Origin of the sequence: Tenacibaculum sp. SZ-18 (assembly GCF_002813915.1) — a bacterium.
Lineage (GTDB): Bacteria > Bacteroidota > Bacteroidia > Flavobacteriales > Flavobacteriaceae > Polaribacter.
On record NZ_CP019335.1, the window covers coordinates 2,918,217 to 2,943,215 of the forward strand.

Here is a 24,999-nt window from a genome sequence, read left to right on the forward strand (position 1 = left end):
TTACTCCTCGTAATTCCTTTTTAAGGTTAATCCAAATAAAACACCTCCAATGGTCCACAATATAAATCCTATTAATATTTTTTTAGTGGTTATTTCTTCATCATTAAAATACGGATACATAAGTGTCATTATTATAAACATTATCATTCCCCAAACAAGACCAGACTTAATCCACTTTTTCATTTAAATAAAATTTGCAGCAATTCTCGAAGCTAAATCAATAAATTCTTCATTTGATAATTGCTGTTTTTTCATAAACTGCATATCGGCCATGGTACTAATTGGAATTAAATGAACATGAACATGAGGCACTTCTAAGCCAATAACGCTCATTCCAATTCTCTCGCAAGCAACGGTTTTTTCTAGAGCTTTAGCAACACGATAACTAAAATCCATTAATCCCGCATATTCTTCCTTAGATAAATCAAAGATTTTATTTTCTTCTTTTTTAGGTATTACCAAGGTATGTCCTGCTGCATTCGGATTTATATCTAAAAACGCAAAAAAGTCATCATTCTCTGCTACTTTATATGAAGGAATCTCTCCATTAACAATCTTAGTAAAAATACTTGCCATTACTTATATTTTTTGAAGTAAATGTAAATAAAAAACGCATTGTAAAAACAATGCGTTAAATTCTTTTTTATCTTGAAATTTCTAGGATTTCGAATTTCATTAAACCATTCGGCACTTGAATTTCAGCGACATCTCCTACTGTTTTCCCCAATAATCCTTTACCTATTGGTGAGTTTACTGATAGTTTACCATTTCTCACATCACTCTCACTATCAGCAACTAGTGTATAGGTAAATTCCATTCCATTTGTTGCATTTTTCAACTTCACTATCGAGTGAATTAATATTTTTGAATTATCTAACTGACTTTCGTCAATAATTCTAGCATTTGCTACAACATTTTTGAGCTTTGCTATTTTTGTTTCTAACAAAGATTGCTCTTCTTTGGCTGCGTGATATTCTGCATTCTCACTTAAATCTCCTTTATCTCTCGCATCAGCAATTTCCTGAGAAACTCTAGGTCTTTCAACCTGCTCCAAATGAGCTAACTCATCCTTAAGCTTTTTTAATCCTTCTTCTGTATAATATGATACTTGACTCATTTCTTCTAGATGTAAATAATTAATTTGATCTGTTCACGTTTCTTAGTATTATAAACTTAAAAACGTATTTATGACATCATTTAACTAGGGTCATAAAATCCAAAAATCCCAGTCCGTTAGGAATGAGATAGTACTACAAATGTACAAAATATTTGTAAATTAGCCTTCTCACAAAATGTATAAAGGTTTCTTAAAATGAAAAACATTATAATCGTACTTATTGGTTTCCTATTAGTTAGTTGTACTAATGACACTAATACTAATGACTGTTTTTTCGGAGTAACTTTAAATGAAACCATAAATTTATCAAATCCACAATTTATAGATATTCAAGTTCCTGGTGGGCACACAATCATTAATTTGGGAGGAAGAAGAGTGTTAATTATTCGCAGAACAACTTCATCTTTCAAAGCATATGATATGGAATGTCCAGAAGGCGATTGTAATTCAGCTATGACATTTGATGGTTTGAAAATGATTTGTCCTTGTTCTCAAAAAGAGTATAATTCTCTAAATGGTTCGCCTGTAGATGGTCAAGGATGCTTTGCTTTAGAATATACCGCACTACAAATTAGTAGTACCGCACTGCAAATTAGCCGATAAATAATTCTTCTACATCAATAAGATTATTACTTTTGTGTGAACAACACAAACTGAATTATTAAAGTGAAACACTATTTCTCTTCAAACTTTAGATTAGGTGTTTTGGGAGGAGGACAACTTGGAAGAATGTTGCTTACTGAAACACAGAAACTAGATATTTATACCGTTATTTTAGACAAAGCTGAGGATGCGCCGTGTGCGCAAATCTGTAATGAATTTCATCAAGGTGATTTATTAGATTATGACACCGTTTATAATTTCGGAAAACAAGTAGACTTGCTAACAATTGAAATTGAAAATGTAAATATAGATGCATTAGATCAATTAGAAAAAGAAGGGTTACCTATTTATCCAAAACCAAGTAATCTAAGAATTATTCAGAATAAAGCGCAGCAGAAAAAGTTTTATACTCAACATGATATTCCAACAGCAGACTTTGCGCATTATGCTTATTTAGAAGAGTTAAAACATTCTTGTGAAAATAGAATTCTAGAATTCCCTTTTGTATGGAAATCTGCAAGATTTGGTTATGATGGCAATGGAGTTAAAGTTATCAAAAGCTACACAGACTTTGAAGGATTACCTGAAGGAGAATGTATTGCTGAAAAACTAGTTCCTTTTAAAAATGAGTTAGCGGTTATCGTTGCTAGAAATCGAAAGGGAGAAATAAAAACATATCCTGTTGTAGAGATGGAATTTCATCCTGAAGCAAATCAAGTAGAATATGTTATTTGTCCAGCAAGAATTGATAATTCTGTAGCAACAAAGGCGAGGGAAGTCGCTTTAAAAGTTGCAGACAAATTTGATTTTATTGGATTATTAGCCGTTGAAATGTTTCAAACTGAAAACGATGAAATTCTAGTGAATGAAGTTGCTCCAAGAACTCATAATTCTGGTCATTACAGCATCGAAGCGAGTTACACTAACCAATTCGAACAACACGTTCGTAGTATTTTGAACCTTCCTTTGGGAAATACCGAGAGTAAAGTTGCCGGAATTATGGTGAATTTAGTTGGTGCGGAAGGTTATACTGGAGAAGTTTTTTATAAGAATATGGAAAACATCTTAGAAATAGATGGAGTTACTCCGCATATTTATGGAAAAACTCACACGAAACCTTTTAGAAAGATGGGACATGTCACCATCGTAAATGAAGATATTAACAAGGCTAGAGAATTAGCACAAAAAGTAAAAGAAACCGTAAAGGTTATCGCAAAGTAAAATAGTATGGTAGGAATTATTATGGGAAGTGATTCAGATCTTCCAATTATGCAAGAAGCAATTGATGTTTTAGAAAGTATGGATATTCAAATTGAAGTGGATATTGTTTCTGCACATAGAACACCTGAAAAATTATTTGACTATTCAACAAATGCACACAAAAGAGGCATAAAAGTTATTATTGCAGGTGCTGGTGGAGCAGCTCATCTCCCAGGAATGGTGGCTAGTATGAGTCCACTTCCCGTTATTGGAGTTCCTGTAAAGAGCAGAAACTCAATTGATGGATGGGATTCTGTTTTATCTATTTTACAAATGCCAGGTGGAGTTCCTGTAGCAACTGTAGCGTTAGATGGAGCTAAAAACGCTGGGATTTTAGCGGCGCAAATTATTGGTGCTTCTGATAAGTGTGTTTTAGATAAAATTATCGCCTACAAAGAAGGGCTTAAATTAAAAGTAGAAAAAGCTTCAGAAAGAGTAAAGAAATAAGTATTTTAGTAAAAGACAAACATAAAACCTCACAGATCATTATTCATTTGTGAGGTTTTACTCGTTAAAAATCAAATAAAAATGACTAAAAATCCATTATTAGAAAGATTTGACACACCTCCTTTTGGTACGATTAAAGAGGAACATTATAAAAATGCAATTGAAAAAGCAATTGCGATTGCCAAAGAAGAAATTAATGACATTGTTGTGAATACTGATGATCCAACATTTGAAAACACTATTGTTGCATTAGATGACACGGGAGAAAAACTAGATAGAATCACTTCTATTTTTTTTAATTTAAACTCTGCTGAAACAAATGAAGAAATTCAAAAAATAGCTAAAGATATTTCTCCTTGGTTAAGTGAGTTTAAAAACGATATGATTTTAAACGCAGATTTATTTAAGAGAGTAAAAGCAGTTTATAATCAAAAAGATTCGTTGACATTAACTCCAGAACAAGAAATGTTACTTGAAAAACAATACAAAGGGTTTTCAAGAAATGGAGCAAATTTAGATGATGACAAAAAATCTGAGTTAAGAAAATTAGATGCAGAACTTTCTAAATTATCGCTTCAATTTGGAGAAAATGTACTAGCTGACACGAACGCCTTCGAATTATTGCTTACAAATGAAGATGATTTAAAAGGATTACCAGACGGAGCAAAAGAAGCTGCTAAACTATTAGCACAACAAAAAGATAAAAATGGATGGTTAATCACATTAGATTATCCTAGCTATATTCCTTTTATGACCTATGCAGAAAATAGAGAATTAAGAAAAAAATTATCTATTGCTATGGGGAAAAAAGGATTTCAAAAAAACGATCATAACAATGAAGAAATTGTCCTTCAAATTGTAAAACTTCGTTATCAAAGAGCAAATCTTTTAGGTTATAATTCCCACGCTCATTTCGTATTAGAAGAACGAATGGCAGAAACTCCAGAGAAAGTTCTTTCATTTTTAAATGATTTACTTGAAAAAGCGAAACCTGCTGCGGAAAGTGAATTCGAAAACTTAGAGAATTACGCTAAAAACCTTGATAATATTGATCGATTAGAAAAATGGGACGGCTCTTATTACTCTGAAAAATTAAAGAAGGAGTTATTCGATCTAGATCAAGAAGCATTAAAACCTTATTTCAAATTAGAAAATGTAATCGACGGTGTTTTTGAAATTGCCAATAAACTTTTCGATTTAAACTTTGAAGAAATCGACTCTATCGACAAATATCATGAAGATGTAAAAACATATAATGTTACCGATGCAAACGGAAACTTCGTTTCACATTTTTATGCAGATTTCCACCCTAGACCTGGAAAGCGAAATGGAGCTTGGATGACTTCCTATAAGTCACAACAAATTAAAAACGATGTAAATGATCGTCCGCAAGTTTCGATTGTTTGTAATTTTACCAAACCAACAGCAACTAAACCTTCATTACTAACTTTTAATGAAGTAACCACACTTTTCCATGAATTTGGTCATGCGTTACATGGAATGCTAGCTAATACAACTTATAAAAGCTTATCAGGGACATCCGTTTCTTGGGATTTTGTTGAATTACCAAGTCAGGTTTTAGAAAACTGGTGTTACGAAAAAGAAGCTTTAGAGTTATTTGCTAAGCATTATGAAACTGGCGAAACTATTCCAATGGAGTTTATTCAGAAAATTAAAGAATCTGCTACTTTCCATGAAGGAATGCAAACCTTACGTCAATTAAGCTTCGGATTATTAGACATGAGTTGGCATTCTGGAAATCCAAAAAATATTACTTCTGTTAAAGATTTCGAAAAGGAAGCTTTTAGCAACACGAAATTATATCCAGATGTTGCTGAAAATTGTATGAGCACAGCATTTTCTCACATTTTCCAAGGCGGATATTCAGCTGGTTATTATTCATATAAATGGGCGGAAGTTTTAGATGCTGATGCTTTTGAATATTTCCAAGAAGAAGGAATATTTAATAAAAAGATTGCCTCTAAATTTAAAGACCATGTGCTGTCTAAAGGAGGAACTGAAAAGCCAATGGAATTGTATAAACGATTCCGTGGACAAGAACCAAAACCAGAAGCTTTATTAAAAAGAGCAGGACTTTTAACTGCCTAAAATAAATTTGAGTTGCAAGTTTATAAATTACTTGCAACTCTTTTTAATTTCATTTGTATGTATGATAAAGTTTCTAAATTCTTTGAAACTGAATATCCTTTAAATCAACATGGAATTGATGAACTTCTATCGCTTTTCAAAAAGAAATACTTAAAAAAGGGAGAGATTCTTTTAAAAGCTAAAACAACGGAGAAAGAATTACGTTTTCTTAATTCAGGAATTGTCAGAGAATTTTATGCAACTCCTGAAAAAGAAACAAACATAAATTTCTATACAAAACCACAATTTATTTCTGATCTATTTTCTTTCAACAACAATAGTTCTACAAATAAAAACCAAGAAGCTTTAAGTGACATTGAATTATTAACAATCGAGAAAGAACCATTCACTAAACTTTTAGAAAAGTATGAATGTGGTAAAAGTTTTATCGATTTATCTTTTCAGAGATTGCTAAAACAGAAAGAATTATTTGAGTATAACAGAATTACAAAATCTGCTGATGAATTATATCAAGAATTATTCATTTATAAAACTCATTGGTTAGAAAAAATACCACAATACCATATTGCTTCTTATTTAAATATTACTCCAGAAACCTTAAGCAGAATCAGAAAACGCATTTCTTGATTTGAATCAATGGGATTAATTTATAGAGCCTCTTACTTTGTATAAAAAATAATACCCATGAAAATTCAACATATTAGAAATGCAACTTTAGTAATAGAAACTGAAACAGAAGTGATTTTACTTGATCCAATGTTAGGTAAAAAAAGGTTCTTTACCTCCATTCTCATTTATACGATTTAAATCAAAAAGAAATCCAACTGTGGAACTTCCAGATAACACAAAATCTATTCTGGAAAAGGTTACTCATTGTATAATTACTCACAATCATCCTGATCATTTGGATATTGCTGCTGAAAAGTATTTAAAATCGACAAACATACCAGTAACTTGTAGTTTATTGGATGAAAAAACATTTCGTAAAAAAGGTTTAAATGTTGTAAACAAATTAGAATACTGGAATAAAACTTCATTTTTAAATGGTACAATCGAAGGAATTCCTGCAAGGCACGGTTATGGATTTGTTGCAAAACCCGCTGGCAATGTAATGGGATTTTTCATTCAACTTCCTAATCAACCTTCAGTGTATATAAGTTCCGATACAATTTATACCGTAGACGTAGATAAAGTTTTAAGAGAATATAAACCAGACATAAGTGTGGTAGCTGCCGGCTCTGCTCAATTCGATATTTTTAAACCATTATTAATGACTGTAGATGATATTGTAAAGTTCGTTGAAAATGCTCCAAATAAAGTGATTGCAAATCATATGGAAGCTGTAAATCATTGTCCTACTACAAGAGAAAAATTGCGTTCAATACTTCAAGAGAAAAACATACTTCACAAAACCTATATTCCGGAGGACGGAGAATTAATACATTTTTAAGAAACTAATTTTTTGGAAGTCCCTATTTTTATGGAAATCAACTTAACATGAAAAAGGGACTTTTAATTATATTCATTCTTCTTGGAACCAATATTTTCGCTCAACAAATAATTAAAGGAAAAATAACTTCCACTCAAAATGCACCTTTAGAAGGAGCTTCTGTTTATTTTAACAATACAACTATCGGAACATTGACTGACTCAAATGGTGAATTCGAACTAAGAATTAATAAAGGGACTTATACCATAGTAGTTTCTTATTTAGGTTACAAAACTTATCAAAAACAAATAAATACTGAAGAAACGAAAACATTGTCAATTCAACTTTCAGAAGACAATGAAATGCTGAATGAAGTAGAAATTGTAAAAACAATCTACGACGATGACTGGAAATACAATTTAATTAGATTTAAAAAAGCCTTTTTGGGTCGTTCAAAATTAGCCGATGAATGTAAAATTTTAAATGAGAAAGATTTACACTTCGATTATGACAGAAAAACAAATACTTTAACAGCCATTTCAAGAAAACCTTTGCGGATAAAACACTCTGGTTTAGGGTATTTAATAACATATGATTTAGTTGATTTTACCTTAGACAGCCATCAAGTTTATTTTAGCGGATATGCTCAATACAAAAATCTTCGAAAATCGGTTCGTAAAAAATGGAAGGAAAATAGACTAACTGCATATAATGGTTCACAAATGCATTTTCTACGAAGTTTATTAACCAAACAACTCAAAGAAGATGGATTTGTAATTAATCAATTCAGAAGAGTTCGTAATGAAGAAAGACCAACTGAAGAAGACATACAATTCGCGAGAGAATTAATTCAACTTCAAGGAAAAAAAGTAAATTTCACAAAATCTATTACAGAACCAAAAACCAAATTAGATAACGCCTTAGTTACGTTAAAGAAAGCTAGAGAACTTCCAAAATTCCGTGATTACTTGTATAAGAGAAATGTTCCGTACGAAGAAATGATTTCATTTGAAAACAACGTTCCTTTTCTCGATTTTAAAGACTATTTAATTATAGTTTATACAAAAGAACGTGAAGATGAAAACTTTATCAAAGGAGTATTTAGAAAGAGTAGATCGCAACCATTGAAAGTACAAACTTCTCATCTTGTACTGTTAAAAGGAAAATCACAAATAGACCCAACTGGAATTCTATTAGACCCTTCCTCTTTTTATCAAGAAGAATATTGGGGTTTTGAAGCTTTCGCAACTATGTTACCACTAGATTATCAGCCAACTACAAAATAAAACTAGAAAGAAAACTTTTCCTAAATTTCTGAAATGCTTATTTTTAAATTCAAAATTTGCATTATGAAATCATTTATTATCACTTTAGTTTTTCTCGTTACACATTCTTTGATTGCCCAGAAAACGATCAAAGGAAAAATTACAGATCACAATAATTCAGTTTTAGAAGGTGCTTCAGTTTTTTTAAACAATACCACAATTGGTACAATATCCGATGAAAATGGAGAATTTGAATTAAAAGCTCCTTCTGATAATTATACTTTGGTCGTTTATTTTCTAGGATTTAAAACAGTTGAAAAATTAATTCTTTCAGAAGAAAAAGAGTATTTGACAATTCAATTAGAAGAAAATAATGAACTATTAGATGAAGTAGAATTAGATATTAGTCCGAAAAACAATTTCAAAGATTTTAAAAGATTCAAACAAGCTTTTATTGGAAACACAGATTTAGCCAAAGGCTGTATAATTTTAAATCCAGATGTTTTACAATACTACTTAAATTCAAGAACAGGAAAACTAACTGTTCGAGCGAAAAAACCAATTCAAATTCTAAATAAAAAATTAGGATATAAAGTTTATTACGATTTAGTTAAACTTACCATTGATCATAGATCGACTTCTTTTCACGGTTATGCCAGATATGAGAAATTAAAAGGTAAAAAAAGGCAAGAAAAACGTTGGATAAAAAACAGACTGAAAGCCTACAACGGATCTTTATTACATTTCTTTAGAAGTTTATACATGGCAAATGTACAAGAGGAAGGATTTGTAATTAATCAATTTAAAAGGCAAAAAATTATTTTAAAAAAAGGAGAAAAAGTTAAAGAAGTTCCGTTAAAAGATAATTTGAATTATGATGATTTAGTGTTCAGAACGAATGGTAAAACATATTTAAATTTTAATTTTTGGCTTGAAGTAATTTATACGAAAGAGAAAGAAGAATTGAATTATAGAAAATTTGGAAAAAGGTTAAACCAACAAGAGTCTATTATTCAAATGCTAGAAAAACCTATTGAAATCTTCCCTTCTGGAAAACTCGCTAATCCTTTAGGAACTTTTACTGAACAATATTGGGCGTATGAGAAAATTGCCGATTTATTACCTACCGATTATCAACCGATAAAATAAAAAGTTATTTTAGAGCCATCAAAATCTAAATAACCTCCATTATGAAAATCATCGATTTATCTAAACCAATTCGTTATAACAAAAACGATCCTTGGTTTATGAAAGTGAAAATTAAGCACAAATCTCATAAAAAAGCGAAGTGGTTAATTCGTTTTTTAGGACTTCCTTTTAAACTTTTCCCAAAGAACTTTGATGGATGGGCGGATGATATAATTCAAAAAATGGGAGTTCACTCCACTACACATATCGATGCGCCTTGGCATTATTCTCCTACAACAAATGGTGAAAAATCAAAAACAATTGATGAAATTCCGTTAGATATTTGTTACGCAGACGGGATTGTTATCGACATGAAACACAAAGTTGATTTTGATCCTATCACGGTTAACGATATTGAAAAGTTTCTTTCAGAAAACAATTTAGAGATTAGATCAGGAATGATTGTATTGATTAAAACTGGTCGTGATAAATTTAACGGCACAAAAGATTTCCATAAAGTTGGCACTGGAATGAGTGCCGCAGCTACTTCTTGGTTAATTGATAAAGGAATAAAAGTGATGGGAATTGATTCTTGGGGCTGGGATTTACCACTTCCTCACATGTTACAAAAAGCTAAAGAAACGAATAACTCAGAGTTATTTTGGGAAGCTCATTTAGTGGGACAAGACAAGGAATATTGGCATATGGAACAATTAGTAAATTTAGATGCATTACCTTATTCTGGATTTAAGGTTGCTGTATTTCCTTTGAAAATTGTTGGTGCTTCGGCTGCTCCGGCAAGAGTTGTAGCAATGATGAATTAATCGGTCTCTTTTTTATTTTTCTCTTCAATCCACTTACTCATATATTTTGTGGACTGTAGTGTTTGGTGTTGTAATAAAGATCCTAAGAAGTTTTTCGTTCTATGTTTTTCTAAATTTAAAATTAACTCATCAATTTTATCCATAAAATTAGATTCTAAAATCTGCTTATCATAAATTGAATTAATTATAGTTATTCCGTTTTGTTGAGCAGTTTCCCAAGTATTTTTATCAGTATAAAGAGTTACCGCTTTATCAACAAAATCATCCTCTAATTTGGCAATAAACCCATTCCATGGTAAATCTTCATGCATTCCTTCTGCTCCAATAGCTGTCGTTACACTTGGAGTACCACAGTACATTGCTTCGGTTAATTTACCTTTTATACCAGCTCCAAATCGTATTGGTGCTAAAACCACTTTAGCTTTTGAAACAACCTCATTGGCGCTCTCTGCAAATCCTTTTACTATAAAACCTTGCTCTGGTTTATGTAATTGTTGAATTTGTTGATTCACATAAGCTCCATAAATATGAACTTCCGCTTTTGGCAATTGTTTTCTAATTTTTGGCCATAATTTCTGTAACTCTAAAACTGCATCAATATTAGGTTTGTGAAAAAAATTACCAATAAAAACAAAATGCTCTCTTTCTGAAAATGACAACCAATTTGATGTAACTTTCTCTGAAATACCATCTAACATAAATGGCAAATGCATTAATAATAACTCGTCTGTATTAAATATTTCTTTCAATAATTTTAATTCGAAAGAAGAAATAATCAAACTTAAATCACATCGCAAAATTGAAGCAATTTCTCTTTTGGTATCAACTGATCTTAATAATTCCTCTGTTGAAAATGCAACACCTTTTTTTAATTGCTGATGCCTGACTTTCCTTAAAAAATGAAGATCTTCAGTATCTAATATTCGTAGAGCATTTGGACAGTTTTCCGTAACTCTCCAACCAAATTGTTCTTCCATCATAAAGCGATCGAACATCACAATTTGCGGCTGAAGTTCCTTTATAAAATCATTAAAGCTAGGAGAATTTAATTCAATTTGAACTTCTTTAACTCCTAACTTTACTAAATTGATTCCTTTGTCTCCCTTTTGAGCAGGACTTGCAAATATTACTTCATAATTTCTATCTCTAAAAGAATGAATGAGCTGTAACATTCTTCCACCGGCAGCAGAAGAATTTGGTTCAACCCATACGTATCCTATGATTAGAACTTTATTACTCAATTATTTTTGAATTTGAGCTTCATAATTCGTTTGAACAGTTTTTGCCCAATTAACAACTTTCGCAATCTGTTCATTAGATAATTTAGCATCAGAGTGTGTCCATGTGTAAGAATCTAATGGCATATGTTTCTCTTCTACCTCTTCCCAGAACTCTTCCATTTTATGCTCTTTTCTTTTTAAAGAATAATCTGCCCAGTTTGAAAAATTCAAATGCTCTTTTCCTTCTTCTACATGATGATTAATCCAAAACTTTAAAGGAGCTACAGAATGATACCAAGGATAGATTGTTTGATCACTATGACAATCGTAACAGGCATTCTTTAATATTTTTTGAACTTCATCCGTAGGTTTTGTTTCACTCACAAAAGTATCTAGAGAACTTAATTCTCCATTATTTTTTTCCGTTGGGATGAACTGAATAACCAGTAATAAAACTAAAGCTATCCATCCAATTTTCTTCAATAATTTCATACAGTAGTTAACTTATTCATTTAAAAATAGCAATAATAAGTAATACTGAGTTTTTATTGGTAAATAATTGTAATTTTGTATCCAAAATTAAAATATCTCATGAAATACGATATTATCGTTATAGGTTCTGGCCCAGGAGGATATATTGCTGCGGTAAGAGCGTCTCAACTAGGTAAGAAAGTTGCCATCATAGAAAAATATTCAACATTAGGAGGTACCTGTTTGAATGTTGGATGTATTCCATCTAAGGCTTTATTAGATTCTTCTCATCATTATTATGATGCTGTTCACCATTTTGAAGAGCATGGAATTTCAGTTGAAAATCCAACTTTTGATTTTGGAAAAATGATTGATCGTAAAGCTAAAGTTGTAGAAACTACAACTGGTGGTATCAAATATTTAATGGATAAAAATAACATTGATGTTTACGAAGGATTAGGTTCTTTTGAAGACGCTACTCATGTTAAGGTAACAAAAACTGATGGAAGTTCAGAAGTAATTGAAGGAACTGATATTATCATCGCTACAGGTTCTAAACCTTCAACATTACCTTTTATCTCAATTGATAAAGAAAGAATTATTACTTCTACTGAAGCTTTAAAACTAAAAGAAGTTCCAAAGCACTTGATTGTAATTGGTGGAGGAGTTATTGGCTTAGAATTAGGATCAGTATACAAACGTTTAGGTGCTGATGTTTCTGTTGTAGAATATGCACCAACAATTACACCTACAATGGACAAAGATGTTTCTAAGGAATTAACTAAAGTTTTAAAGAAACAAGGTGTAAAGTTCAATGTAAGCCACGGTGTTACTGCTGTTGAAAGAAATGGAGATGAAGTAATTGTAAAAGCAACAAATAAAAAAGGTGAAGAAATAACTTTTACTGGTGATTATTGCTTAGTTGCTGTTGGACGTCGACCATATATTGAAGGTTTAGCATTAGATAAAGCTGGTGTTAAAGTTACTGAAAGAGGACAAATAGATGTAAATGATCATTTACAAACTAACGTTTCTAACATTTATGCAATTGGAGATGTTGTACGTGGTGCAATGTTAGCACATAAAGCTGAAGAAGAAGGAGTTGTTGTTGCTGAATATTTAGCTGGAGAAAAGCCACATATTGATTACAACTTAATTCCTGGAATTATTTACACTTGGCCAGAAGTTGCTGCTGTTGGAAAAACAGAAGATGAATTAAAAGCTGCTAACGTTGAATACAAATCAGGTAAATTTTCAATGCGGGCTTTAGGAAGATCTAGAGCTAGTGGTGATATTGATGGCTTTGTAAAAGTTTTAGCTGATAAAAATACTGATGAAGTTTTAGGAGTTCACATGGTAGGTGCTCGTGTAGCTGATTTAATCATGGAAATGGCTGTTGCTATGGAATTCAGAGCGTCTGCAGAAGATATTGCTCGTATCTGTCATGGTCACCCAACATACTCTGAAGCAGTTAAAGAAGCTGCTAAAGCTGCTTGGGATGGGAAACCACTAAACGCATAATAAAACGTTTTAAAATATATTTAAAAAGCAATCTCAACGAGATTGCTTTTTTTTATTTGAACCAAATCTATCTTTACTTATTAAAAATAAAAAAGCCGAGTTGTTAAACTCAGCTTTTAATTTATCTTATAGTTTTCACTTTATTGATCAATACCATAAAAAGAACTTACTCCATCTTCGATATCAGAAGCTTTCTTAATTGCCTCAAACATATTGAAAGATTGATTTTTTCTTTGGTTTGCTAGTCTCTTACGGTATGTATCGTAGTTTGGTAAAGCCGTTGGTGCCTCTTTTCCTGTAACTACGAATGCATAAACTCCTCTATCACCTTCGATCGGATCGTAAACTTTATTCTCTTGAGCATTTAACATCGCTCCTACAACTTTTGGTTCAAAACCAATTCCTGTTAAAGTTGGTGATTTTAAATTAACAGATGTTACAGCTCTTACAGTTTGCTTATTCGCAGATGCCATTTCTTCTAAAGTAGCTCCGTTTAATTTACCTGCCAATATCTTTGCCTTCTTTTCATTCACTAAAATAGGACGAACCTTAGATATTGCCTTATTCACTGGCATTAACCCTTTTTCTGTAACATTAGTTAAAGTTGCTACAACATAACCTCCAGTTACATCAAAACGCTTATAAGACCCAATCTGTACATCTTTTCCGAACGCCCAAGTAATAATTTCTCTTTCATTTCCTAAACCAGGCACATTCTCATCCAAAGCCTTTAAACCTACTGCTGGTAGAGTAATTATATCCTTTTGCTTAGCTGCTTCATCGATACTCGTTCCTTTAGAAAGTTCTAAAGCAAAAGTCTCAGCATCTTGAAAAATATTATTTTCAGTTACTTCAGATGCCTCAATCTTACGACCAAATGTTGCTAATTTTAAAGCTTTTTGCTCTTTCTTTTGATCATCAATTTTAATGACATGATATCCAAACTTAGTTTTTACAACTTGTATATCTCCTTTATTATTATTGAAAATAAACTTTGCGAAATCTTCATCAAAACTTTGAGAGAATCCAACATTATAAGTTGTCCAACCAATATCTCCACCTTTACCTTTTGTACCATCTGTATTAATTTCATCTGCAATAGCTTTGAACTTAGCCGAATTATTCTTTACTAAAGCATAAATACTATCTGCTGTTTTCTTAGCTTGTTCTTCGGTTTTAGTTACCGAAGCATCTGCTCTCATTCCTCCTACAAAAGGAACTAAAATATGACTAGACTTAACAGAATCTGGCACATTTAAAACTTCTGTAATTTTTGATAACTTATAATATCCTTGATCCTTATAAGGACCGAAAACATCTCCAATATTCCCATTAAATAAATCTTCAGCAATTACTTGTGGAACTTGTCCTTTAAACTGGGCCGACTCATTTAAAGTTAAATCAGAATTTGTTTCCTCCAAAAAGTATTTGTAATTAGTAGCAGATTTTAATCCTTGAACAACAGTTCCTTGTTTGTTCGTAGAATCCTCGATTAATTTAGCAACACTTGCTTTGATCTCAGCCTCATCTTCTGGAGTAGCATTAATATTAAACTTTACGTACCTAATATCTCTCGAAGCCTCAACTTCATACTCTGATGGATGCTGATCAATATAATTTTTAATTTCTGACCTTGTAACTGTAATTGTACTATCTGGAACTGAAGTATAAGATAAAAAAACTAAATTCGCATTAATTTTTGTATTATCTGTGTAATATTCATTTTCACCTTCTGTTAAAGAAGCTCCTAAACCAGCAGCTACTAATTTATCATAAGTAGTTTTTTGAAGATTTGCTTTTACTGAAGCCATATAATTTCTCCAGTTTTTCCATTCTTCTCCTTGCTCAGCACTAATCGTTGCTAAAAACTCTTTGAACTTTGCTTTATCGAAAACATTTGTTGTTAAAAACCTTGGATCATTTTTAATAAATTCTGTATCGTATAATGCATTTAAGATATCAGCCTCTCCAACAGTAATCCCTGCCTCTTCTAATTGGCTTTCATAAATTTTTTGACGTAATAAATTATTCCAAACTGTTTTTGCCGCTTGCATTTCACTAACACGGTTTCCTGTTTGAGCTTTATAATTGTCTAATGCTTCTGCAAATTCCTGACGAGAGATCGTTTCACCATTCACCTCACCTACCTCGTTCATCTTTGTAGAATTAAAAAAATCTGATAACGTTGATGGATCTAATACAAAAGAAAATAATGCTAAACCTACGATAAGAATTAATAACCAAGAGCGTTCTCTAATTTTCGATAAAATTGCCATTTCTACATTTATTTTATTAACAGTGTGCGAAAATACAATTTCGCATTTAATAATGCAATGTTTTTGACAGTTTTACTATCAGTAAATAATTGAAGTCTCAAATGGTGAAAAAATTAGGCTTCTTGCGGAAGAACTTCTAAGTGAATTGAGTCGATTTTCGTTGATCCAACTTTGATAATTTTTATTTTAAAGTTATCAACTTGAATCTCTTCATCCTGTTCTGGAATACTTTCAGTATGATTGATTATGAAACCACCTAAAGTTTCATAAGCGTCTTCTTTTGGAATATTTAAGCCGTATTCTTCATTCAGATAATCAACTTCTAAACGCGCGGAAAAATTGAATTCATTGTCGTTTACTTTTTCCTCTAGTAATTCTAAATTATCATGCTCATCTTCGATCTCTCCAAATAATTCCTCAACAATATCTTCTACTGTAATTATTCCTGACGTCCCGCCATATTCATCAACAACTAAAGCAATACTTTTCCTTTTTTTCATCAGAACATTCAAAACATCATTGATTATCATAGATTCTGGAACAATTTCAACAGGCAATAAAATGGATTTTATTGTTCGCGGTCTCTTGAATAACTCATAAGAATTCACATAACCTATGATATCATCTAACGAATTTTTATATACAATAATTTTTGAAAAACCACTTTCTATAAAGGCTTTTCTAAGATTCGTAACTGTTTCGTGTAAATCTACAGCTGCAATTTCTATCCTTGGAACCATGATTTCTCTAGCTTTTACTTTATGAAAAACCAAGGCATTTTGAAAGATTTGAATTTCCGAATCAACCTCCTCATCTTCCTTATTAGTTTCCAGTTGTTCTGTTATATAGTTCCCTAATTCTTCCTTACTAAATTCAGTTTGTACTTCATCCCCTTTAGTCTTGAAAAATACTCTAAGGAAAAAATCTGAAATAGTTGAAATAAAGCTTGAGAGAAAATAAAACAACACAAAAAATATGTACGCCGGAACAGCAAAAATTTTCACAGCTTCATTGGCGTAAATTCTAAATAAAGCCTTCGGTAGAAATTCAGCAGTAACTAGAATTAATATAGTCGATATTAAAGTTTGAGTTAATAATTGTAAATCAATTAATAAATAATGAATTATGGTATAATCAGTAGGTAAAAAACTTTGAAACCAATTCATTAACAACTCTCCCATAAAGTAACTGTATACTACTAATGAAATATTATTACCAACCAACATAGTTGTAATAAACCTGGAAGATTTCTCTGTTATTTTTGTTAGGATTTTAGAAATATAATCCCCTTTTTTCTTTTCTAGTTCTAAATATAACCTGTTTGACGAAATGAAAGCAATTTCCATCCCCGAAAAGAAAGCAGAAAAAAGAATAGAAATAAGTATAATTACAATTTCGTAACTCATTATTGATTATTTCGGCGCTCTATTTTTTTTCTAAAGTTACGCTTAAAAAGAAATATTAACAACATAAATACAGCAAAAGCAATACTTAAATAAGCTTGATTTCTATCCGAACTCCACCTTGTTACAGCGTCAATAAGAAGTACTACTGCAACAGCAATGTATCCGTACTGTGTATATTTCCAAATTTTATTCATTATAAATCTCCTTGTTTTGTTTCTACTTCCCCAGTTATATCTTTTAAAATCCACTTCGATAAATCTTGTTTTGATTCAAAACCAAATCCATCGATAGTACTACTCGGAGTTGTTAATCTAAACCCATCTTCCGTAAAAAAATACTTTTCACGCTGATCCCAGAACAGTTGATTCGTTTCCAACTTAATACTATCAGTATGATTGAAAACTACTACGTTTCCTTTTATTTCAGAAACCTGGGTTTTTGCGTAAGATAAGGCATAATTTCCTGTAATAGTTGTTGAGTCTTGTCCTTCATTCTCAAAGGTAATGATTTTAATTCCCTCAGGAAACTCGTTGTAAGGATGTTCATTTCGATTCGAAAAATCTCTTAACAGTGGAGTAATCAATTTAGATGTTACTTTACCAGAATCTTTGTAAACATGATACGTATTCTTCGCAACTCCAATCGGTAAATTTTTATCTTTAAGAAAATCTCGTACCTTTTTCACATCATTAGTACAAGAAAAAAACATTGCTATCAAATAAATGAAAGCAATGTTCTTTAAAATATGTTTAATCGATATGCTCATTAATATTTTGGAACACGAACAGTTTCACCAATCCAACATCCAATCTTATGTGGACTTCCAGCAGCAACACCTGTTGTAAAGATTAACTTCTTTGAAGGTATGTTACTTTTGTAACTTTTAATATATCTTCCAGCTCCACTACCTGGATCAACTCTTTGTGCTCTTTGCGCTTTATTTAAAGCAGCAACATACACCATTCTCTTTTCAAATTCATTATTTCCACATGAGTTAGCACTCTTTGCATATAAACTAGCAATAAATAAATATGCTTTACCCATATTCGGATTGTACTTTAAAGCTTCATAAGCTAAAGCTCTTGCTCTTGATTTACTTTTTGTTCCCTGAGCGGCTCTCAACTTAAGTCTTGCCTTCTTAAGTGGATCTGTTTCTAAATCGAAAGCCTTTTTTCTCATTGCCACAGCTCCTTTAGAGTCTCCATTATTATCTAATACACCCGCAACAAAATTAAATGCATCAGCCGATTGAGTTACATCAGCATAAGATTTAGCTAACTTTTCGAACAAAGGATCACCTTGACACTCTTTATTATACATTCTTGATACGGCTCTTTTTAACCAAACACCATTTGTTTTGTTAGCTTCGTAGTCTCTACTGTAAATTGGAATTAATCTTTCACAGGTAGCAATTGCAGAGATATCAGCATCCAAACCACCTTCTACTAAACCTAAAGCTTTAGAATTAATTGAATAAATTTTTAATCTTTTCTTTTCTTTAGAATCAATTGTCCCTAATGAATCCTTAACTAATAATTTACTAATCTTAACATTATAATCATCTAGTTTCTCCCCAACAGATTCCATTACATCATCATACGTATCAAATACTTTTTGTGGATTAGCATCTTTATACTTGCCAACAATTCCTTTGAAATATTTGAATATATTTTTCACTCCCATATCTTTCGGAGAAGCCTTGTAAGCTTTCTCTAAAATATTAAAAATCTCATCTTCAGAAGCTAATTTATTCTTACTTAAAAAAGTAGCATAATCACTGTGTGCTTTGGCAGCCCCTTTATCTGGGAAATTAACTAAACGTGCTTCATACACCTTTTTATATAAATCAGCATCTTTGGTCTGATCTGCTACTTTCGCACCGTATTTATATATATTAACTGATAATTTTGAACAATTCTCTAATAAGTAATTCAAATTTTCTTTTGATTGCTCATATTTTTTAGTTGTAACATCTCCTTTGAATAAATTATACTTAATGTTACACTCTTGACTTGCCTGAGCATTCAATCCTACTGCTACAAACAAAAATACACCTTTAAGGAAATGCTTTGTTATTGTTTTCATTATTTCAGTTTTTATTAGTCTATTCGCCTTTTCTTAAACCAGTTTGTACTGTTTAAAGATAAGCTTAATCTTATATTAAAGTAGTTCTCTTTTATTAAATTATTCTCGATGGTACCTTTTTGACCATACTCTAAACCAAGATTTAAACTTGATATTTGTCGTGGCATTGGTAAACCGAAACCAAGATTTATGCCAAAATCATCAATTGAAGTAAAATTTGTTCCAGAATTTGTTCCATCAACTAATAATCCTGTCTTTTGAAAACGTAATCCTGCCCGATAAGTAACTCTTTCCCAGTAACTTCCAATAGAATTCACTTTAGGGATATAATATCCTCCTAAAGACAATCTATTTGATGAATCAAATTTATAAGTTGATCCTTGTACAATGTTTCCTTCATTTTGAAAAGCATCTTGGAATTCATAATCTACTCCAGCATACCACTTATTTTCTTTTCCTATACCAATCCCCATAATGGTTTTCACAGGATTTACTAACTCACCCGAAACCCCTCTATCATACAAAGTATCTCTTGGTTCTTCTAAACCATTAATTGAAGAAAAGTTATAACTATACAATCTTTCAGAACCAGTTATATTTAACCTATTTTCTAATTGAACTGCTAAACCTACATTTAATTCTAATTCATTTTTTAGTTTTCTCTTATACTGTGCTCCTAACTTAAATTGTCCTCCTCTTACACGTGTTTGTTTTTCGTATCTGGTTAAGAGACTAACATTTGCTCTTTGATTAGAAATTTCATTATCGATTGATCCAAAAATAAAACCTGCCTCAAAACCTAAGGCTAAATTTTTAAAAATATTTAATCCGAATGCTCCGAATAATCTTGATGTTCCACCATTACCATTGAATCTTGTAGCTTCTTGAAAATCTCCATTCGCATCGTTAATACTATTCAAAAGAGCGTAACCTACATTTGAGACAGGTTGTAACCCTGCAGAAAAACCAGCATTTTTTCCAATTGGAAATCCAAGAGCTACATATCTTAAACTAGTTGTATTACCTGAATCTTCGGATATACTACTTTGAATATTTAATAATGATAATTCGCCCCCTAAGGCATAAGTTGCTACAATTAGGTCAGCATTTGCTGCGGGATTTATAAAGTTTAGGTGATTAATATCTTTCATTGCTACACCTATACCTCCCATCGAAGCTTGTTCAACTGTAGTTCTACTCACATCTTCTCCGATACCAAAAAAAGAATAGGGTGAAGAACTATTCCTTTGCGCGCCTAAATATGCCGATATCGTTACTAAAACTACAACTAAAAATCTCTTAATCATCCGCTCTGTTATAAATCAAAATTTTGTGTAAACCTTCCAAAACCAAATTTGGATTGGCAAATATGTGATTTTTTAATTGTTTAGCCAAAAAATTCGTGTCTCCTCCTGTTAAAACAACTGTTAAATCTTGATATTTAGTTTTGTACTGGTTTATTACCCCATCAATTTCATTTACAACTCCGTTTACAACACCTGAATGAATACAATTATTCGTATTGTCGCCAACAAAATCATCAGGCTCTTTTGTCTCTAATAAAGGTAATTTCGAAGTATAATTATTTAATGATCTATATCTCATTTTTAATCCAGGTGAAATAGCTCCTCCTACATATATTCCCTTATTAATAAAGTCAAAAGTTATACAAGTACCTGCATCAATAACCAAGACATTCCTTTTTGGATACTGCAAAGCAGCATATGCTGCTAAAGCAATTCTATCAACTCCTAAAGTAGTCGGAGATTTATATCTATTTATAAAAGGAACTTTTGTTTCATAATTAAGCTCCATCAAATTTAAAAATTTATGCAGCTCTTTTAGATTTTCATCTGATAAAGTAGCTACCGAAGATACGATTGAGGAAGAAATTTTACTTTTTTTCAAAATTTTTTTCAGTTCAGAAACTATTTCATTTTTCTGAAAAACAACTAACTCTTTTAAGCTATCTTTTTCATAAAGAGCAGCTTTCACACGAGTATTTCCAACATCAATTATTAAATTCATTTGTTCGATTTATGAGGCTAGCAAATTTATAATAGATTTTTCACATTTTTATTTGGTTCAATTCAAAAAACTATTATATATTTGCATCCGCTAACAAGCTGGTACCTTAGCTCAGTTGGTAGAGCAAAGGACTGAAAATCCTTGTGTCCCTGGTTCGATTCCTGGAGGTACCACTTAAGAAGCCCTGATAATTCAGGGCTTTTTTTCTTTTAGGAAATAAAGAAACCATAATTTTTAATCCCATAATCATACCAAACAAAAAAACCGAAATCAGCAGATTCGGTTTCTTTTTAATTACAGCTAAAAGAGTTTATTTAATATTTTATCGGCTCTTTATCTTTATTAGCTTCTTTTAAATGTTTCGCATAAAACCCCATCATCGATTTATATAAAGCAATTCTATTTTCTTCTTTTCCAAATCCATGACCTTCGTCATATCTAACCATATACGGAACGTCAACTCCTTTCGCTCTTAATCCTTCTACAATTTGATCCGACTCATCGATATTTACTCTTGGATCATTCGCTCCTTGAACTACAAATAAAGGCTTCTTTATTTTATCAATATGAAATACAGGTGAAACTTCATTCATTATTTCTTTTTCTTCTGCTACATCTTCATCATACCATATTTCTTTGATAATTTTTAAATAAGGTTTCCAATATGGTGGAATTGTTTTCATAAATGTAAATAAATTCGAAACTCCAACATAATCTACACCACATGCATATAAATCAGGAGTTTTTGTTAAACCTCTTAATACAGCATATCCACCGTGGCTTCCTCCATATATAGCAGCTTTATCTCCGTCTACCCATCCTTTGTCAACAACGTATTTTAATCCGTCTTCTACATCGTCCATTGCTTTTCTACCAATTTCTTTAAATCCAGACTCTAAAAATTTACGTCCATATCCACCAGAAATTCTGAAATTCACCTGTAATGTAGCATATCCTCTACTTGCAAACAATTGTGACTCTGGATTGAATCCCCAAGAATCTCTAATTCCTTGTGGACCACCATGTGGATTAACAATAACAGGAACTTTTTCACCGTTTAACGCTTCTTTTGGTAATGTAATATATCCGTGAATTGTTACACCATCTCTACTTTTGAATGTAATTGGTCTCATTTCTGCCATATCTTCTGAACGAAGTTGTGGCATTGTATTATAAATCTCTTTTAATTCGTTTTTCTTTAAATCATAAACATAGTAGATTCCGTATACTTTATCACTAGTGATATATAACATATATTTAGATTCGTCATCTGTTCTTCCTGTAACGTAATACTGCATTCCTGGAAGCTTTTTCTTTACAGCTTTATCTATTTTTCTATAAGCCTTACTTACTGGAATAAGGATGTTTTTCTCTCCTTCATATGATAAATAATCAATCGCATAATTATTCTTTTTAGATAATCCTAGACCTCCAACATCATATTTTTCATTTGAGAAAATCTTCTTGATCGTTTTTTTCTTCTTTAAATCATATAATAAGATTTCTGCTTTATCAGTTTCTAAATTACTCAACACATAAGCATCGTGAGGGTAATCAGTAGCATAGTTGAACGAAATAACTCCAAAACTATCTTTCCAATTCAATTGCTTCCATAATTCATATCCTCCTTTTCCATCTTCATAATACACCTCCATATTTACGCCATCTTTCAACTTAGTATAACCTCTTAAGTTACCATCTTTATCGAATTGATATCCTGAAATTGGATTACTAGCATCCTTATTTTCGAATAATTGCTTGATTTCACCAGTGACAACATTTAGCTTGTATGGTTCGAAAATTTGAGGATTGTTCTTATTTAACTGAACAATGATATGATCTTTATCTTCTTTTAATAATGACTCGAAATTTGCTCTTACTCCTTCGAAAGGAGTTAAATCCTTATCATTACTTCCGTCTAAGTTTATGGCATAAATGTGGTAATTTTCATTCCCTCCTTTATCCATAGTATAGTATAAACGGTTTGAATTTAACCAACCATATCCACGGATTAATTCCTTTTTTTGCTCAATAACTCTTTCTGCTTTGCCTGTTTGAATATTCTTTACATAAACATGCTGCTTTCCATTCTCATCACTCTCTTTGTAAGATAAATATTTACCATCTGGAGAAAATCGGAATGAAACTCCCTTTGGATTTGAGAAATAATCTTCTACAGAATACTTATAGTTTCCTTTCTCTATACTTGATAAATTATTCAAATCTGCTTCAGATGAAACCAACTCCGGATTACCTGGAACTGTTTTCTCTGTTTTTTGTAACGATAATGGAATCTCCATTCCTCCTTGTTTAAAAGTTCCTTTAATTGTGTTGTCTTCTAAATTTCCTGAATATGTAATCCCTGCTTTTTTAAATGTCATTGAAAGGGTATTTCCTTCAAATTTTGTTTCATCCATTGGGATTCCTGTTGCTCCTTGAGAAGGACTATCCATAGTAGACGAAAAAGCACCATCTTTTTCAGAAATATTAAATATCAGTGGCATTTCCATGCCTTGTACTTTTAGCGTTCCTTTCCAACTCCCAACAATTTTTTGGGCATTTGTTACAGAAACACTAACTACAAAAAATAGAATTGTTAGTAATTTGCTGTTTATTTTCATTTTATTTTTGCTTATGGTTATTGTTAATATTTATAAACATTAGTGCAACCTAATCGCAAATTGTTACAAACAACGATTTAAATTTTAGAAAATTTCTTTGGCTATATTTTTAATATTATCTGATTTCCCCATTGAATAATAATGTAAAAACGGAACACCTTTAATAATTAATTCTTTACTTTGGTTGATACACCATTCCACACCTACTTCGCGCACTTGTTGATTGTTTTTACAATTTACAACAGCCATAATTAAATCATCAGGAAGATCAACTTTAAAGCGATGGGGTATCATATTTAATTGCTTTTTTGTTGAGATAGGTTTCAGTCCTGGAATAATTGGTACTGTAATTCCTTCCGCACGACATTTATCTACAAATTCAAAATATTTTTGATTGTCAAAAAACATCTGAGTTACAATATAATCCGCTCCTTTTTTAATTTTCTTTTTCAAGAAATGAATATCTGAATCTAAACTTGGAGCTTCCATGTGTTTCTCAGGATAACCTGCAACTCCTACACAAAAATCTGTTGGTGCCGAATTTTGCAATTCTTCATCTAAGTATTTTCCATGATTTAAACACTCAATTTGATCTACTAGATCACTAGCATATTGGTGACCTTCTTTTTCTGGCTTGAAATAGATTTCACTTTTAACGGCATCACCACGTAGTGCCATGACATTATCAATTCCCAGAAAATCCAAATCGATTAAAAAGTTTTCAGTATCCTCTTTAGTAAATCCACCACACAATACGTGAGGAATTGCATCTACATTGTATTTATTTTGAATTGCAGCACAAATACCAACAGTTCCTGGTCGTTTTTTTACAACTTGTTTTTGTAATAATCCGTTTTCCAATTCTTTATAAACATACTCTTCTCTATGATATGTGACATCAATAAAAGGGGGATTAAATTCCATTAAAGAATCAATATTATTAAAAATTGAATCTATATTTTGACCTTTTAATGGAGGTAAAATTTCAAAAGAAAACCTAGTTTTTCCATTGGATTTTTCTATGTGTTCTGTAACTTTCATTTTTTTGATCTTTCTTAAAGAACTTTATTTTTAATGGTTTCAAAATCGACTTCATATTCCCAACACATCACCTTCCGTGGTTATAATATGGTAATATGAATTTTTCACTTACGATTTTACGCTTTTATTATTGACTAGCTTTTTATTG

24 protein-coding genes and 1 tRNA gene are annotated in these 24,999 nt (G+C 31.4%); 11 read left to right on the forward strand and 14 right to left on the reverse strand.

Annotated elements, in window-relative coordinates:
- From BTO06_RS13110 to greA, 3 genes are all read right to left on the reverse strand, one after another.
- Positions 1-183 (reverse strand): hypothetical protein, encoded by a 183-nt coding sequence (locus BTO06_RS13110; RefSeq protein WP_100925742.1) that lies wholly within the window; start codon positions 181-183, stop codon positions 1-3.
- Complete coding sequence (locus tag BTO06_RS13115) at positions 184-576, reverse strand: HIT family protein (protein ID WP_100925743.1); 393 nt, start codon at positions 574-576, stop codon at positions 184-186.
- A 67-nt stretch (positions 577-643) separates the two neighbouring features.
- On the reverse strand, positions 644-1,117 hold the full coding sequence (gene greA, locus BTO06_RS13120; protein ID WP_100925744.1) for a transcription elongation factor GreA: 474 nt from the start codon (positions 1,115-1,117) through the stop codon (positions 644-646).
- Positions 1,118-1,312: 195 nt separating this feature from the next.
- Here greA and BTO06_RS13125 point away from each other — a divergent pair, with 195 nt between their 5' ends.
- The 9 genes from BTO06_RS13125 to BTO06_RS13165 all read left to right on the forward strand — a co-directional run bounded on the left by BTO06_RS13125 (position 1,313) and on the right by BTO06_RS13165 (position 10,182).
- Complete coding sequence (locus BTO06_RS13125; protein ID WP_100925745.1) at positions 1,313-1,720, forward strand: hypothetical protein; 408 nt, start codon at positions 1,313-1,315, stop codon at positions 1,718-1,720.
- 63 nt (positions 1,721-1,783) lie between these two features.
- On the forward strand, positions 1,784-2,941 hold the full coding sequence (locus tag BTO06_RS13130; RefSeq protein ID WP_100925746.1) for a 5-(carboxyamino)imidazole ribonucleotide synthase: 1,158 nt from the start codon (positions 1,784-1,786) through the stop codon (positions 2,939-2,941).
- A gap of 6 nt (positions 2,942-2,947) precedes the next feature.
- Positions 2,948-3,427 carry a 5-(carboxyamino)imidazole ribonucleotide mutase gene (gene purE / locus BTO06_RS13135; RefSeq protein ID WP_100925747.1) on the forward strand — a complete coding sequence of 160 codons (480 nt, stop codon included), beginning with the start codon at positions 2,948-2,950 and terminating at the stop codon, positions 3,425-3,427.
- A gap of 81 nt (positions 3,428-3,508) precedes the next feature.
- Entirely contained in the window at positions 3,509-5,536 is a 2,028-nt protein-coding gene (locus BTO06_RS13140) for a M3 family metallopeptidase (protein ID WP_100925748.1), read from the forward strand.
- A gap of 57 nt (positions 5,537-5,593) precedes the next feature.
- A complete protein-coding gene (locus tag BTO06_RS13145) occupies positions 5,594-6,163 on the forward strand; it encodes a Crp/Fnr family transcriptional regulator (RefSeq protein ID WP_100925749.1) in 570 nt (189 codons plus the stop codon).
- 199 nt (positions 6,164-6,362) lie between these two features.
- Entirely contained in the window at positions 6,363-6,986 is a 624-nt protein-coding gene (locus BTO06_RS13150) for an MBL fold metallo-hydrolase (RefSeq protein WP_335755673.1), read from the forward strand.
- Between the two features lie 47 nt (positions 6,987-7,033).
- Positions 7,034-8,251 carry a carboxypeptidase-like regulatory domain-containing protein gene (locus BTO06_RS13155; protein ID WP_100925750.1) on the forward strand — a complete coding sequence of 406 codons (1,218 nt, stop codon included), beginning with the start codon at positions 7,034-7,036 and terminating at the stop codon, positions 8,249-8,251.
- A gap of 63 nt (positions 8,252-8,314) precedes the next feature.
- Positions 8,315-9,379, forward strand: a complete 1,065-nt coding sequence (locus tag BTO06_RS13160) for a carboxypeptidase-like regulatory domain-containing protein (RefSeq protein ID WP_157811863.1) — start codon at positions 8,315-8,317, stop codon at positions 9,377-9,379.
- Between the two features lie 41 nt (positions 9,380-9,420).
- Positions 9,421-10,182, forward strand: a complete 762-nt coding sequence (locus BTO06_RS13165; RefSeq protein ID WP_100925752.1) for a cyclase family protein — start codon at positions 9,421-9,423, stop codon at positions 10,180-10,182.
- Here the strand turns inward: BTO06_RS13165 and BTO06_RS13170 are convergent.
- Positions 10,179-11,354 (reverse strand): glycosyltransferase, encoded by a 1,176-nt coding sequence (locus tag BTO06_RS13170; protein ID WP_198517171.1) that lies wholly within the window; start codon positions 11,352-11,354, stop codon positions 10,179-10,181. The genes BTO06_RS13165 and BTO06_RS13170 overlap by 4 nt on opposite strands.
- Positions 11,355-11,423: 69 nt before the next feature.
- Positions 11,424-11,894, reverse strand: coding sequence for a heme-binding domain-containing protein (locus BTO06_RS18720; protein ID WP_198517084.1), 471 nt, complete (start codon positions 11,892-11,894; stop codon positions 11,424-11,426).
- Between the two features lie 99 nt (positions 11,895-11,993).
- Between BTO06_RS18720 and lpdA the strand changes: the two genes are divergently transcribed.
- A complete protein-coding gene (gene lpdA / locus BTO06_RS13175; protein ID WP_100925753.1) occupies positions 11,994-13,394 on the forward strand; it encodes a dihydrolipoyl dehydrogenase in 1,401 nt (466 codons plus the stop codon).
- Between the two features lie 140 nt (positions 13,395-13,534).
- Here lpdA and BTO06_RS13180 read toward each other — a convergent pair whose 3' ends face one another.
- The 7 genes from BTO06_RS13180 to BTO06_RS13210 form a co-directional block, all read right to left on the reverse strand.
- On the reverse strand, positions 13,535-15,670 hold the full coding sequence (locus BTO06_RS13180; protein WP_100925754.1) for a peptidylprolyl isomerase: 2,136 nt from the start codon (positions 15,668-15,670) through the stop codon (positions 13,535-13,537).
- A gap of 113 nt (positions 15,671-15,783) precedes the next feature.
- A complete protein-coding gene (locus BTO06_RS13185; RefSeq protein ID WP_100925755.1) occupies positions 15,784-17,076 on the reverse strand; it encodes a hemolysin family protein in 1,293 nt (430 codons plus the stop codon).
- On the reverse strand, positions 17,076-17,270 hold the full coding sequence (locus tag BTO06_RS13190; RefSeq protein WP_100925756.1) for a hypothetical protein: 195 nt from the start codon (positions 17,268-17,270) through the stop codon (positions 17,076-17,078). The genes BTO06_RS13185 and BTO06_RS13190 overlap by 1 nt, the downstream gene beginning before the upstream one ends.
- On the reverse strand, positions 17,270-17,842 hold the full coding sequence (gene lptC, locus BTO06_RS13195; RefSeq protein WP_232731461.1) for an LPS export ABC transporter periplasmic protein LptC: 573 nt from the start codon (positions 17,840-17,842) through the stop codon (positions 17,270-17,272). Before lptC ends, BTO06_RS13190 begins: the two co-directional genes overlap by 1 nt.
- Positions 17,842-19,161 (reverse strand): hypothetical protein, encoded by a 1,320-nt coding sequence (locus BTO06_RS13200; RefSeq protein WP_100925757.1) that lies wholly within the window; start codon positions 19,159-19,161, stop codon positions 17,842-17,844. Before BTO06_RS13200 ends, lptC begins: the two co-directional genes overlap by 1 nt.
- A gap of 14 nt (positions 19,162-19,175) precedes the next feature.
- Positions 19,176-20,468: a hypothetical protein gene (locus BTO06_RS13205; protein WP_100925758.1), complete on the reverse strand. Its 1,293-nt coding sequence runs from the start codon at positions 20,466-20,468 to the stop codon at positions 19,176-19,178.
- Positions 20,461-21,189 carry a type III pantothenate kinase gene (locus BTO06_RS13210; protein ID WP_100925759.1) on the reverse strand — a complete coding sequence of 243 codons (729 nt, stop codon included), beginning with the start codon at positions 21,187-21,189 and terminating at the stop codon, positions 20,461-20,463. The genes BTO06_RS13205 and BTO06_RS13210 overlap by 8 nt, the downstream gene beginning before the upstream one ends.
- Positions 21,190-21,289: 100 nt before the next feature.
- Between BTO06_RS13210 and BTO06_RS13215 the strand changes: the two genes are divergently transcribed.
- A tRNA-Phe gene (locus BTO06_RS13215) sits at positions 21,290-21,362 on the forward strand.
- A 141-nt stretch (positions 21,363-21,503) separates the two neighbouring features.
- Here the strand turns inward: BTO06_RS13215 and BTO06_RS13220 are convergent.
- A complete protein-coding gene (locus tag BTO06_RS13220; protein ID WP_100925760.1) occupies positions 21,504-23,810 on the reverse strand; it encodes a S9 family peptidase in 2,307 nt (768 codons plus the stop codon).
- Between the two features lie 84 nt (positions 23,811-23,894).
- Entirely contained in the window at positions 23,895-24,851 is a 957-nt protein-coding gene (gene metF, locus BTO06_RS13225) for a methylenetetrahydrofolate reductase [NAD(P)H] (protein WP_100925761.1), read from the reverse strand.
- Positions 24,852-24,999 lie beyond the last annotated feature (148 nt).